Source organism: Orrella marina (assembly GCF_003058465.1).
GTDB lineage: Bacteria > Pseudomonadota > Gammaproteobacteria > Burkholderiales > Burkholderiaceae_B > Algicoccus > Algicoccus marinus.
Genome location: NZ_CP028901.1, coordinates 3,037,856 through 3,051,060 on the forward strand (window position 1 = coordinate 3,037,856; position 13,205 = coordinate 3,051,060).

The following is a 13,205-nucleotide window of genomic DNA, read 5'->3' on the forward strand; positions in this document are numbered from 1 at the left end:
GTCATCTATATTGCCTTTTCCATAGAGCACGGCATCTACGGTCAATTCAACGTTGCCGGTATGGACATCGTTACTGGCCGAGCAGATAAACTCAGTCTCGCCTTCGTCTATGTCTTCAGTCTGATCACACTGATCGCTACGATCTATTCGCTTCACGTCAAGGACAACATTCAGCACGTCACGAGCATGATCTACGCGGCCGCTGCAATCGGCGTGGCCCTGGCGGGCGATCTCATGACACTGTACGTGTTCTGGGAAATGATGATGCTGGCATCGGTCTGGCTGATCTGGCGTCGCGCGACTCCAACCGCCTACACATCAGGCTACCGATACATTCTTGTACACGCGGTCAGCGGGGTGCTCTTGCTGGCTGGAATCGTGATCATGTACGGCGAAACAGGATCAATCGCCTTCGAACAGATGCAGACCCAGAATCTTGCGTTCTATCTCATTCTGATCGGATTCCTGATTAACGCGGCGGTTCCTCCTTTTGGAGCCTGGCTACCGGACGCTTACCCAGAAGCTACAATAACCGGTGCAATTTTCTTGAGTGCCCTGACCACCAAGACCGCTGTTTATACATTGATCAGGGGGTTCCCAGGCACTGATTTCTTGATTTGGATGGGAGTCATCATGGCTCTCTGGGGGTGGTTTACGCGGTTCTGGCAAACGACATCCGTCGCCTGCTTGCTTATCACATCATCAGCCAGGTCGGATATATGGTTGCAGGCGTAGGGATGGGAACTGCAATCGCCTTGAATGGAGCAACGGCGCACGCATTTACTCACATTCTCTACAAGTCCGTGTTGTTCATGGGTGCCGGTGCCGTTCTGCATATGACAGGCAAATCAAAACTTACCGAACTGGGTGGCATTTACAAATACATGCCATTGACATTTGTTCTGTATATGGTCGGGGCCTTTTCCATTTCAGCGTTCCCGCTGTTTAGTGGATTCGTCAGTAAAACCATGGTTGTGGAAGCAGCGGCAGTGGATCACCGCGCCTGGGTCTGGCTATTGCTGTCAATGGCCTCTGCCGGTACGTTCCTGCACACTGGTCTCAAACTGCCTTACTTTACATTTCTTGGTAAAGACTCTGGGCTCAAACCAAAGGAAGCTCCTTGGAACATGTTGCTTGCCATGGGTATTGCTGCCTTTTTCTGCATCTTTATCGGTGTGTATCCAGCATGGCTCTATAGCTTCATGCCCGCACCGGTAAACTACAACGCCTACTCTGCAGGACACTTGTTCTGGGAAATCCAGTTGCTTCTCTTCACAGGACTTGGGTTTTTCCTGATGATCAAACAACTGGGTGGGGAGCGCAAGCTGAGTGTCGATACTGACTGGATTTACCGCAAGGCTGGACCTGGACTGGTTTACAAAGTGGCTGACCATGTTCGCCAGACCTGGCGCAGCCTCATCGGTGCTTCACTGGGAATGATTGGTGCCATCATCCGGTCTTTGCGCGGAGACTTTGGTCGTGGCGGTGTTCTGGGTGACACCTGGAGCATCGGTGCAACGACTATATGGATTGCACTTTTCCTGGGGCTGTTTGGTGCGTTTGTAGTTTTCTTCTAGTTAGCTCCTCGTAGCCAGTTGTCCTCTCTTGAACGCTTTCATCACGAGCATTCAAGTGGGGCAATGCCGGGCATAGCCACCGCTCAAGGCATACCTTACCGATTGATACGTGGCGGCATCCGGCAATTTTTTGTGCTGACACGCTGAATCTGGTCCACCTGGCTTATATGGATACCAGCAGCAAGATCAGATCACGCGGTAGTTGTTTGATCGTATCGACCAGACACCAAGCTCTCCCCTCGTCACCACGCCCCATCTCCTTGATCCCCAAAATGCGGCATCAGGCATTTCCACGCATGGCAGAGCGTGGACATTGCGGCTATTGCATTTCTCGTGGCAACTCTATTCTGGTGGACCTTTTTCCTGATCCAGAAATACCCATGACCCAGAACGACCCTAGCTATCGACAGCTCTTTGGCAACCACGCCGTGATGCGTGACTTGCTACGCCTGCCATGGCTGCGCCAGCTTGGCGTGACGCTTGATCTTGACACCCTTCGCCCAGGCGATTGCACCGATCTCGTCACCACCCGTCTGCGCCAGCGCCGTGTCGATATCCTCTGGCAGGCACGTACCCTGGACGACCAGCCTGCGTGCATCCAGATCCATGTCGAACACCAGTCACAACCTCGACAGGACATGGCGCTGCGCATGATGACTTACCGCGGCCTGCTGTACGAAGACCTGCGCAGCAGGCAAGCCGGGCAAGACACCCAGGCCACCGGCGGTCTGTTACCGGCCATGATTCCGATCGTGCTCTACAGCGGAATCCGACGCTGGAAGGCACCGCACCAGATACGGGACCTGATCTTGCCGGTTAACGACTTGCTCGAACCATTCCAGCCCAGGCTAAAATATATTTTACTGGACACTCAGACTCTGACCCGACAAGTTCTGGAGAGCACGGCAACCCCCGGGGCAATCACCGATGCCGATCTGCAGGACAATCTGGCATGGTTACAGTTCCGGCTTGAGCACAACAAAGGGCGCGACGATGTGATCGACTTGATACACCGTCTGGTGAGCCTGACTCAACCGTCACTCGGACAACAGCAATCTAGCGAGCTCCACGAATCCGGTTCGCAAGGCAACAGCAGTACGCAAGACGTCTTCGCAAACTGGCTTCATTCTGTCGTGTTGCCCCGCAGTTTGCCAGCCTTGCATCAATGCAAGACTGGGTCACAAGAGAACCTGAACGCTTCGTCCACAATCAGCATTTCCGAGGTCATCAACATGCTTATGAACACACGTAACTGGGAAGAACAATGGCGACAGGAAGGGATCGAGAAAGGGATCGAGAAAGGGATCCGACAAGGCCAGGCAGCGCAACTGGCTGACACGATGTCGTATCGCTTTGGGCCTATCCCTGAGGACATTCTGCTGCGCCTCGAGAACGCAAGCCCCGAAGAACTGTCTCGATGGGCACGAAACCTGCTCGATGCGAAGACGATTGAAGAGATCTTTGCGGGCGATCATTGAACACTTGCCTGAACATAATCCCCACCGGATGATGGCAAGCACGGGAAACTGCAAGAAACTATTGAGGGAGCTCGCTCAACCCCTTGGCCAGACCAGGCCTCGTCTCGCGGGGCCTGCTTGGCATTTGGCATAAACATCCTTGATGCTTTCCCGGCACCAAGGATGTCAAGATCAAGATCTGCTCAGAATGCTGTCTGCTGCCTTCTGCGCAATTACCAGCGTTGGTGAATTCGTATTCCCGGACGTAATGGTAGGCATGATCGAGGCGTCCGCCACCCGCAATCCTCGCACACCGTGCACACGCAGGTCAGAATCTACAACGGCCATCTCGTCTTGCCCCATCTTGCAAGTCCCTACGGGATGAAAGATAGTAGTCCCGATGTCTCCTGCAGCCTGGACCAGTTCCTCATCTGATTTGAGATGTGCGCCCGGCTTGAGTTCCTGAGGTTGAAACGGCACTAACGAACGCTGGCCCACGATCTTTCGGGTGAGGCGAATGCTTTCGACAGCAACCTGACGATCCTCTTCGGTAGACAAGTAGTTGCACAAGATCGACGGTGGTTGAGCAGTATCGGGCGAGACAATCTGCACTCGCCCCCTGCTGGTTGGGCGCAAGTTGCAAACGGATGCAGTGAATGCCGGAAAGTCGTGCAGATTCTCTCCGAATTTTTCCAGTGACAGCGGCTGAACGTGATACTCGACATTTGCGCGAGATTGTGATGGACCAGATCGCGCAAAAACCCCAAGCTGGGATGGAGCCATGCTTAATGGCCCGCTGCGAGTCAATGCGTACTGAATCCCCATGCAAATCTTGCCAAGCAAGCTGTTGGCTTGTGCATTCAACGTCTTGACATCTTCGACCCGATAAATAGTACGTAACTGGAGATGATCCTGAAGATTCTCACCAACACCGGGAAGTTCATGCACCACGGGAATCTGATACTTGCCCAGCAATTCGCTGCGACCAATTCCTGACGTCTGAAGTATCTGCGCGCTACCAATCGCACCCGCGCAAAGCACCACCTCGCGCCGACTCTGCGCTCGCATTCGCTTCTGGTCCGCAATGAGCTCGATACCACTGACTTTGTTTCCGCTAAATAGCAACCGGGTCACCCGTGCATGCGTCACGACCTTCAAGTTGCTTCGCTTCATAGCCGGACGCAAGAACGCTTTGGATGTATTCCATCGCCATCCCTTGCGCTGGTTGACTTCGAAGTAACCACTGCCCTCGTTGTCACCTCGATTGAAGTCTTCCACTGGCTCGATTCCAGCTTCCTGTGCTGCGGCCTGGAACGCATCCAGAATCTCCCAGGACAGCCGCTGCTTGTCCACTCGCCATGGCCCTCCTGCTCCATGCCATTCGTCTGTCCCCTTGTGATAGTCCTCCATGGACTTGAAAACAGGTAGAACGTCATCCCAGCCCCAACCTGGATTGCCCAGATCACGCCATCCATCGTAGTCCTGCCTCTGTCCTCGCATATAGATCATGCCATTGATCGACGAGCTTCCTCCCAGAACCTTGCCGCGCGGATATCCGAGTGAACGTCCGTTGAGTCCGGAATCCGGCTCGGTCTTGAAGCACCAGTCGGTCCTTGGATTGCCGATACAATAAAGGTAGCCGACTGGAATGTGGATCCAGTGGTAGTTGTCGGGTCCGCCTGCCTCAAGCAGTAATACTCGATGGTTTGGGTTTGCGCTCAGGCGATTGGCCAGGAGGCAACCGGCCGTCCCTGCGCCAACCACCACGTAGTCAAATTCCCCCATGCTGTCCGAACTCGTTCTGGTTTCCATGGCCGAATGCTCCTCTGATGCCCGCAAATTCTGTATAAAAGCGTATTCTGTAGTAATTCTGTCTGAATGTTGAAACAATACAGGATCAAGCTTTTTTGCCATAACCCCTGACCCATTTTTTACCTGAACATGAACTCTTCCGCTGCGCTAGCTTTTGAAATCACCGAATCAACCCAACGCCAGAGCGAGCAGGACCGCCAAAAGATCCTCGACAATCCCGGGTTTGGTCTGCACTTCACTGATCACATGGTCGTCATTGACTGGTCGCTCACCAAGGGATGGCATGGTGCGCGAGTGCAGCCGTATGGTCCGCTACTGGTCGATCCAGCGTCTTCGGTACTTCACTATGCGCAGGAGATTTTTGAGGGGCTGAAAGCCTACCGCCATCAGGATGGTTCGATCTGGTTGTTCCGGCCCCAGGACAACGCTCGTCGCATGCAGCGATCGGCGGCCCGTCTGGCACTGCCTGAACTGCCAGAAGAGGACTTTCTTCAGTCCATCAGGGAATTGATCAAGGTTGACCACATGTGGGTGCCGGGTTCAGGCGAGACCAGTCTGTACATCCGCCCGTTCATGATTGCCAATGAACGGTTCCTGGGTGTTCGTGCAGCGCAACACGCTGCATACTATGTGATCGCTTCACCTGCTGGTGCATACTTTCCCAAGGGCGTCGCACCGGTCAACATCTGGGTTTCCCAGGCACACACTCGCGCGGGTCGAGGGGGCACTGGTGCAGCCAAATGTGGCGGCAACTACTCTGCTTCGCTATTGCCGCAGCAAGAGGCCTCTCGCAACGGTTGCTCGCAGGTTCTGTTTCTGGATGCGCAGGAAGGGAAGTACCTGGAGGAGCTCGGCGGGATGAACCTGTTCCTGGTACGCAAAGACGGCTCGCTCCTCACGCCATCACTGACGGGAAGCATTCTCGAAGGCGTAACACGCGACAGCATCATCACACTCGCGAAAGATCGTGGTCGTGCGGTCGAAGAACGCAAGATCACACTCGAAGAAACGGTCAATGGTCTTGCCACTGGCGAGATTGTTGAAGCGTTTGCGTGTGGTACCGCTGCGGTCATAACGCCAATCGCCATGATTAAAGGAGACGGAGTCTCAGCTGGTCGCGAGGACGCACCAGCGGGCGAGCTCACCATGTCTATTCGCAAAGAACTGACGGACATTCAATACGGCCGTCTGCCTGATCCACACCAATGGATGGTCAAAGTCCACTAACATAAGGCTTTTCTAAAATAAATATACGGACCCTTTTGATGACGATGAACCCTGCCGTATCTCGCTGGAACGATCGATTCTCTGCAACTGACGACTATGTGTTTGGTACCCAGCCCAATCAGTTCATGGTCAGACACGCTGGAACCTACATTCAGCCAGGCATGAGAGTCCTGGCGGTTGCGGACGGTGAAGGGCGAAACGGGGTCTGGCTCGCTGAACAGGGCTTTGATGTCTGGTCGGTTGACGCAGCTCCCGCCGCCTCAGAGAAAGCCAGACGTCTGGCGCAAGAGCGTGGCGTTCAGTTACGAGTTGAAACCGCCGACATGTCCAAATGGGACTGGGCCGCCGAGCCATTTGATGCAGTCATTGGTATCTTCTTCCAGTTCGCCAACCCGAAACTACGTGCCGAGCTGTTCGAGGGGATGAAGCGAGCAGTCAAGCCAGGTGGTGTCCTGATGATCGAAGGCTATGGCCTGAAGCAGCTTGAATACAAGACCGGCGGCCCGGACATTCCAGAGCACTTATACACGCTTGATCTCATGAAATCCTCGTTCGACGACATGGACATCCTGCTGCTCGAAGAATACGATTCAGATCTGAATGAAGGGGCCGGACACCGTGGCATATCGGCGCTAGTTGATCTGATTGCGAGAAAACGCTGATTAATCGTACCGATTAACTGAATTGTTCGACAGTAGTGATGGATAGGGCCGGATGATCCGGCCCGTTTTCATTGGCGCGCCAGAAGACAGCAGCGCATCACCAGGCCCGCGCTGGCTCGTCTGGTCGTCCGTCATGCCCTTGCGATCGAGTTAGGATGACACTTTGATTTGTTGCTGATACCAGCCTCTGGACTGATTAACCATCTTGACCAGCCACAACATCACGGGCACCTCGATCAGCACGCCTACGACAGTTGCGAGCGCGGCTCCGCTGTCAAAACCATACAGAACGATTGCGACTGCAACTGCCAGTTCAAAAAAGTTCGATGCGCCAATCATCGTAGATGGCCCAGCCACATCATGCCGGACTCGGCACTTCAGATTGAGCCAGTACCCAAGCCCTGCGATCAAAAGCCCTTGTAGCAAAATCGGCACTGCAAGCATGAGAATGATCAATGGCTGGCGAACAATCGCTTCGCCCTGAAACGCGAACAACAACACCAGCGTTGCAAGTAAAGCAGCCATGGTAAATGGTCCAAGCCGCGCCAATACCCTCTCAAAACTTTCCTGCCCTTTTCGAAGCAGCATCTTTCTGACGGTCTGCGCGATCAGTAGCGGTATCACGATGTAAATGACGACCGACAGGAACAAGGTATCCCAGGGCACCGGAATGGAGGACACACCAAGCAAGAGCGCCACGATTGGCGCAAACGCAAAGACCATCACCAAGTCGTTCAATGCGACCTGGCTAATGGTGAAGTTGGCATTTCCACGGCAGAGATTACTCCAGACAAATACCATCGCAGTACATGGTGCAGCACCAAGGAGGATGAGTCCTGCTATATAGCTATCTATCTGGTCGGCAGGCAACCAGGGCCTGAAAACGTATCCGATGAATAGCCAGCCAAGGGCTGCCATCGTGAATGGCTTGACTGCCCAGTTCACGAACAGGGTGATGCCGATTCCCGCCTTCTGGCCACCCACTTCGCGAATGGTGCTGAAGTTGATCTTCATGAGCATCGGGATGATCATGACCCAGATCAGAATACCGACAGGAAGGTTCACGTGCGCGACTTCCATCGAACCCACAGCCTGCGCAACACCAGGAAAGGACTTGCCCAGTGCAACACCGGCAACAATGCACAGTGCGACCCAGACGCTCAGATATCGTTCAAAAAAACCCATGCTGACTCACTTTGATCTGCTACTTCGTCGGCTGTGGTTCACCACAACCTTCACAATCGATACTGTTAACTGCTTCGGCTGGTGAGAAATTGACTGGAAGACATGGATTGCCTTCGCAACAATCTTTTGCCAGGAACAACATCAGTTCACTCATGGACTCAAAGATCACTGAATAGATGACAAACCGACCGTGCTGTCTGGACTGAATCAGCCCCGCATGAACGAGCTCTTTGAGATGGAAGCTTAGCGACGATGGCGCAATATCGAGGGTATGCGCGAGCTCGCCTGCCGCCCGACCAGATGGACCCGCCTCGATCAGCACACGGTAAACACGCAATCTTGCCGAATGACCAATTGCTGCAAGCATACTCGCTGCTTTCTCCACATCCATCAGGTCGCTCTCATGGTTAAGTACTCCTACCCCATGCACCACTTATCCAGTCTGAACCAAGGTGGCGCTAAGACACGGATTATATTTTGATAATTGGTGAAATATCAAAACTTATGTGGGCCGGCGTAAGGTTAACCTGTCCTCCGGCTTAAAACTGGCATCCAATTCCTAGACCAGGCGGCCAAATCAGACCGTGTTTGAGTTTTATGAAGCAATACCTTCCAGAAAACAAATTGTGTCAGGTGCGCGCTACCCATACACTTGACCCAATCTAATCTGTCGAGGGTACCATGTCCGTTGTTAACGATTTGTCGCGTTTACTCAACCCGAAAGTTATTGCCGTCATCGGCGCATCTGATGATCCCACCCGCATCGGTGGAAAGCCTATTTCATACATGGTCAAACAAGGGTACGCAGGCAAGATTTTGCCTGTCAATCCGAAGCGCGACACGGTTCAGGGAATCAAAAGCTATCCAAGCGTAGACGCCCTGCCAGACACACCGGATATTGCAATTGTCGCGGTCCCCGCATCAGCCGCACTTGAAACCATCACGGCTCTGGCCAAGCGCGGTACAGGTGGTGCAATTCTGTTCAGCGCCGGCTTTGCAGAAATGAATGAGGAAGGCGCGGCCATCCAGAACAAGATGGCTGAGGTGGCCACAGCCCACGGTATGCGTCTTCTGGGTCCCAACTCGCTGGGCATGCTCAACCCACAAACGCACTTCTACGGCACATTTGCAACCGGACTTGAACTCGGCTTCCCCGAGCCTGGCAACGTTGCGATCGTCAGCCAGTCCGGCGCCTATGGCGCGCACCTGATGGCGGTTGCCGTGCAGAACAATATCGGTCTGTCCGCTGCGGTCATGACCGGCAACGAAGCGGATCTTTCAGTCGGTGACATCGTCCAGATGGTGGTTGATGACCCCAAGACCCAAGTCATTGCCCTGTACTCCGAGGGCGTGCGTCGTGCGGACGTACTGGTCAAGGCACTTGAAAGTGCTCGTCGCAAGCGTAAGCCCGTGGTGATGATGAAGGTCGGTCGCAGTGCGGTGGGAGGGGCTGCAGCCCAGTCCCACACCGCTTCGATTGCCGGCGATGATCGTGTATTTGACGCGGTGATGAAAGAGCTCGGCGTCATCCGCGTGGAAACCACCGAACAGATGCTGGATATTGCCCGACTGGCAACCCGTGGCATTTACCCGGCCGACAATTCGCTTGGTGTGATCACGGTGAGTGGCGGTGCTGGCGTCATCATCTCTGATGCAGCCGAGGCGCTTGGTTTGCCGATGCCTCCCATGCCCGAAAAAGCACAGAAAGAACTGACTGAAGTCCTGCCTTACGCCGCGCCTCGCAACCCCGTTGACACGACTGCACAGGTTCTGAACGACATGTCACTACTTAGACGGTTCACCGAGTCTCTGGTACGTGACGGTGGCTACAAATCCATTCTGGGCTTCTTTACCTACACGACCAGTGCAGCCAGCACGGGTGCACGGTTACGTCAGGAAATCAAAGGCGTGCGTGAACAGTATCCTGACCGCCTGTTTGTGCTGGCGGCTATGGGTTCGCGCGAACAGATGCGTCAGTACGAAGACGACGGTTTTGCAATCTTTGAAGATCCCAGCCGCGCAGTCACTGCGATCGACGCAATGGGACGGTTTGGTGCTGCTTTTGAACGGCCTGAGGCACTTCCCGCTCCGGTGATCAACGCGGTCGAACTGCCACAAAGCAATCCTAGCGAAGCCGTGGCCAAACAACTGCTAGCCAAAGCCGGGATCGAAAGCGCACCTGAATCCGTCTGCAAAGACGCTGATCAGGCAGTTGCAGCTGCCCAGTCAATGGGTGGCAAGGTCGTCATGAAGATTGTGTCGCCAGACATCCTTCATAAATCGGAGATCGGTGGTGTGCTACTCGACATTGAGGGTGCCGCAGCTGTGAGGGCTGGTTTCGACACGCTGATCGAACGCGCCAGGAAGGCAGTACCGAATGCTCGGATCGAAGGGGTACTGGTCGCCAAACAGCTCTCTGGTGGTGTTGAGTGCATTCTGGGTATTCATCGCGACCCTGTGTTTGGGCCGATGGCCATGTTCGGACTCGGAGGCATCTTTGTCGAGATCCTGGAAGACGTGGTTCTGCATCGCTGCCCGTTTGGCGAGGATGTTGCCGAGAACATGATTCGTTCGATCAAAGGTGCTCCCCTGCTGCTAGGCGCACGTGGTCGTCCGGTTGCGGACATCAAGGCACTGGCCGGAATGCTCTCACGCCTGTCTGCATTTGCAGTTGCGGCGGGCCCGCGTCTTGAATCTATTGACCTGAATCCGGTATTCGCAATGCCAGAAGGTCAGGGTGCGTTTGCGGCTGACGCTGTGATCACACTCAAAGATCCTGACTGATCACGAACCCCCTCGTTCGCTGGATCAGTGAATGCAATGAAAGAGATCAGGGCCATGCCGGACACTTTTCCCGGCATGGCCCTGACTGTTTTTGTACGCTAAGGTTGTCAGAACGGGATGTCATCGTCCAGGTCACCCGGATTCATTGCCGCACTTGAAGCCGGTGCGGCAGGTCGGGGTGCGGATGGGCGAGGCGGTGTTGGTGTACCTTGTTCAAACTCGGAACGCTGACCCTGAGAGGTACCATAGTCACCACTCGCAGTGTCGTTTCGTCCTTGACCTGCGCCAGGTCCGCCGCCTTCACGACTCCCCAACATCTGCATCTGCTCGGCAACAATCTCGGTGGTGTACTGATCCTGTCCTTCGCGGTTCTGCCACTTGCGGGTGCGCAAACGACCTTCGATATAAACCGGACGACCTTTACGCAGATACTCGCCTGCAATCTCGGCCAGGCGATTGAACATGACAACGCGATGCCACTCGGTTTCTTCCCGGCGATCTCCGGTGTTGCGATCTTTTGTGACGTAAGTTGTCGCGATCGACAGATTGCAGATCGCTGCACCATCAGCACTATGACGCACTTCCGGATCGCGCCCAAGATTGCCCACCAGAATCACTTTGTTAACCGATGCCATACAGATCCCCTTTATAAAATATTTCACCTGATCCGGGCAAAACCTGTCGGCCAGAACGGTCCTGCCACCTCAACCGCGCATGAAAAAGGATTACCACCCCGGAAAACCTGTCAGTTTAAGCGCAACCGGGATGTTTTCGTTGCCCAAGTGCAGATGAGTCCAACATGCACCGGTCAGTTCGCCCAGATCTATCCTATGAGAGTACGATACGAAATTCATGACAGCATTCCACTGAGCGGGCCAGATTGGACATCGGCTGGCATTTCCTGGGAAGTTACATGGGTACGGTCGGGCAACATCTGGTCTGAACCAACCGGAGTTCACCGAAATGATTTGTTCGATACCCCGAATCGCCATTCTGGGTTTTCATCTTGAAGCCAACGCGTTTTCTCCTGTCTCCACAATGGCAGACTTTACGGCGCAATGCTGGGAGGAGGGGGAGGTCATCTCTACGCTGGCCCGTCAAACCAGTCACCTGCCTGTCGAAATCCCCGGTTTTTACAAACGCATGGATGAAACCGGCCCGTGGATTCCAGTCCCGATCATAGTAGCAGCGACACCTCCGGGAGGTCCGGCACAAAGAGCCGTCTGGGACACTTTCATGGAAAAGGTTGAATCAGGGCTTCGCAACGCCGGAGAGTTTGATGGTGTCTATATCGCCAATCATGGTGCATCTTCCGCCATCGGACTCGACGACACCGAGACACAGCTGGTCCGCATGATCCGATCGATTGTTGGCCCCCACACCACTATCATCGCTACCCACGACCTTCACTGCAACGTATCGGAAGAAACCATCAAGGCTCTCGATGCGCTGATCAGTTACCGTACAAACCCGCACGTCGATCAGCGTGAACGAGCAGCAGAAGCCGCAGACCTCATGCACGAAGCACTCTCAGGCCAGAAGCTAGTCAGCGCCTACATCCGGCTGCCAATTACACCCCCCTCGGTCACCTTGCTGACCGCACACGGGCCCTACGCAGATGCGGTCCACAAAGGGGCAGCAATGATCCAGGCAAGAGGAGAAGGGCCAATTGCGGCGGTATCGGTCTGTGCAGGGTTCGTTTTTTCGGATCTTCCCAAATGCGGCATGACTGTCATCGTCACAGCAAGAGGCGATCTGCCAAAAGCCCGTTATACAGCGTTGGAAATTGCCCGATCAATTTGGGCTGATCGAGCTCGCTACGTACCCGACACGATCAGTGTAGCCAGCGCGGTGGAAATGGCCAGCACTGCTGACAGCCCTTTGCTTCTCGCGGATGTTGCCGACAATCCCGGGGGCGGTGGTGGAGGCAACACCATATGGCTGTTAAAGGCATTTCACGAAGCAAGGGTACCTGGCGTGACGCTTGGGGTCTTCATCGATCCTGCTGTGGTCGCAAACGCTCACCTGGCAGGTGTCGGCGCGCAGTTTCGTGCTGTCTTTAACCAGACACCTAATGAGTTCGCTCATCGCTATGAAGCGCAAGCCTCAGTGATTCGATTAAGTGATGGAAATGGGACCGGAAGACGCGGTATCTACAAGGGCCGGGAGTTCTCGCTCGGACCCAGTGCGGTGCTCGAGCTTACTGACTCATGCGTACGGGTGGTTGTGGGCAGCCTCAGAAGACAGTTGGCCGATCCTGCAATGCTGGAGATGCACGAACTCGACATTTCAAGGATTCGCATCCTCGTAGTCAAAAGCCGTGGACACTATCGCGCCGGATTTGACGAATTCTTCAAAGCGGATCAAATTCATGATGTGGACAGCAAAGGTCTGACCACGCCCAACCTGGCCCAGGTTCCTTTCAAGCGCTTGCCACGACCAGTCTGGCCCCTGGACGAGACAGCCCACTGGGTAGAGCCGTCTTGGGAAATCAACTGAAG

At 54.5% G+C, this 13,205-nt stretch carries 9 protein-coding genes and 1 pseudogene; 6 read left to right on the plus strand and 4 right to left on the minus strand.

What is annotated here, in order from left to right; all coding sequences use genetic code 11:
• Nucleotides 1-264: 264 nt before the first annotated feature.
• A pseudogene (locus DBV39_RS13865) lies at nucleotides 265-1,577 on the plus strand (Na(+)/H(+) antiporter subunit D).
• A gap of 380 nt (nucleotides 1,578-1,957) precedes the next feature.
• A complete protein-coding gene (locus DBV39_RS13870) occupies nucleotides 1,958-3,055 on the plus strand; it encodes an Rpn family recombination-promoting nuclease/putative transposase (protein ID WP_159078961.1) in 1,098 nt (365 codons plus the stop codon).
• 171 nt (nucleotides 3,056-3,226) lie between these two features.
• Here DBV39_RS13870 and DBV39_RS13875 read toward each other — a convergent pair whose 3' ends face one another.
• A complete protein-coding gene (locus tag DBV39_RS13875) occupies nucleotides 3,227-4,819 on the minus strand; it encodes a GMC family oxidoreductase (RefSeq protein ID WP_108623290.1) in 1,593 nt (530 codons plus the stop codon).
• A gap of 156 nt (nucleotides 4,820-4,975) precedes the next feature.
• Between DBV39_RS13875 and DBV39_RS13880 the strand changes: the two genes are divergently transcribed.
• Entirely contained in the window at nucleotides 4,976-6,073 is a 1,098-nt protein-coding gene (locus DBV39_RS13880) for a branched-chain amino acid aminotransferase (protein ID WP_108622038.1), read from the plus strand.
• Between the two features lie 38 nt (nucleotides 6,074-6,111).
• Complete coding sequence (locus tag DBV39_RS13885; protein ID WP_227870639.1) at nucleotides 6,112-6,735, plus strand: SAM-dependent methyltransferase; 624 nt, start codon at nucleotides 6,112-6,114, stop codon at nucleotides 6,733-6,735.
• Nucleotides 6,736-6,885: 150 nt separating this feature from the next.
• Here the strand turns inward: DBV39_RS13885 and arsB are convergent, their stop codons facing one another.
• Both arsB and DBV39_RS13895 read right to left on the minus strand, forming a co-directional pair.
• Entirely contained in the window at nucleotides 6,886-7,920 is a 1,035-nt protein-coding gene (gene arsB, locus DBV39_RS13890; protein WP_108622039.1) for an ACR3 family arsenite efflux transporter, read from the minus strand.
• 19 nt (nucleotides 7,921-7,939) lie between these two features.
• On the minus strand, nucleotides 7,940-8,311 hold the full coding sequence (locus DBV39_RS13895; RefSeq protein WP_108622040.1) for an ArsR/SmtB family transcription factor: 372 nt from the start codon (nucleotides 8,309-8,311) through the stop codon (nucleotides 7,940-7,942).
• Nucleotides 8,312-8,601: 290 nt separating this feature from the next.
• On the opposite strand from DBV39_RS13895, the gene DBV39_RS13900 reads away from it, so the two are divergent.
• Nucleotides 8,602-10,704 carry an acetate--CoA ligase family protein gene (locus tag DBV39_RS13900; RefSeq protein WP_108622041.1) on the plus strand — a complete coding sequence of 701 codons (2,103 nt, stop codon included), beginning with the start codon at nucleotides 8,602-8,604 and terminating at the stop codon, nucleotides 10,702-10,704.
• A 107-nt stretch (nucleotides 10,705-10,811) separates the two neighbouring features.
• Here DBV39_RS13900 and ssb read toward each other — a convergent pair whose 3' ends face one another.
• Nucleotides 10,812-11,339 (minus strand): single-stranded DNA-binding protein, encoded by a 528-nt coding sequence (gene ssb, locus DBV39_RS13905; RefSeq protein WP_108622042.1) that lies wholly within the window; start codon nucleotides 11,337-11,339, stop codon nucleotides 10,812-10,814.
• Between the two features lie 328 nt (nucleotides 11,340-11,667).
• Here ssb and DBV39_RS13910 point away from each other — a divergent pair, with 328 nt between their 5' ends.
• Nucleotides 11,668-13,203, plus strand: a complete 1,536-nt coding sequence (locus tag DBV39_RS13910; RefSeq protein WP_108622043.1) for a M81 family metallopeptidase — start codon at nucleotides 11,668-11,670, stop codon at nucleotides 13,201-13,203.
• Nucleotides 13,204-13,205 lie beyond the last annotated feature (2 nt).

Coding starts and splice junctions, on each gene's coding strand:
- DBV39_RS13870 (WP_159078961.1), top strand. CDS start 1,958: ATGACCCAGAACGACCCTAGCTATCGACAGCTCTTTGGCAACCACGCC.
- DBV39_RS13875 (WP_108623290.1), bottom strand. CDS start 4,819: ATGGGGGAATTTGACTACGTGGTGGTTGGCGCAGGGACGGCCGGTTGC.
- DBV39_RS13880 (WP_108622038.1), top strand. CDS start 4,976: ATGAACTCTTCCGCTGCGCTAGCTTTTGAAATCACCGAATCAACCCAA.
- DBV39_RS13885 (WP_227870639.1), top strand. CDS start 6,112: ATGACGATGAACCCTGCCGTATCTCGCTGGAACGATCGATTCTCTGCA.
- arsB (WP_108622039.1), bottom strand. CDS start 7,920: ATGGGTTTTTTTGAACGATATCTGAGCGTCTGGGTCGCACTGTGCATT.
- DBV39_RS13895 (WP_108622040.1), bottom strand. CDS start 8,311: ATGGATGTGGAGAAAGCAGCGAGTATGCTTGCAGCAATTGGTCATTCG.
- DBV39_RS13900 (WP_108622041.1), top strand. CDS start 8,602: ATGTCCGTTGTTAACGATTTGTCGCGTTTACTCAACCCGAAAGTTATT.
- ssb (WP_108622042.1), bottom strand. CDS start 11,339: ATGGCATCGGTTAACAAAGTGATTCTGGTGGGCAATCTTGGGCGCGAT.
- DBV39_RS13910 (WP_108622043.1), top strand. CDS start 11,668: ATGATTTGTTCGATACCCCGAATCGCCATTCTGGGTTTTCATCTTGAA.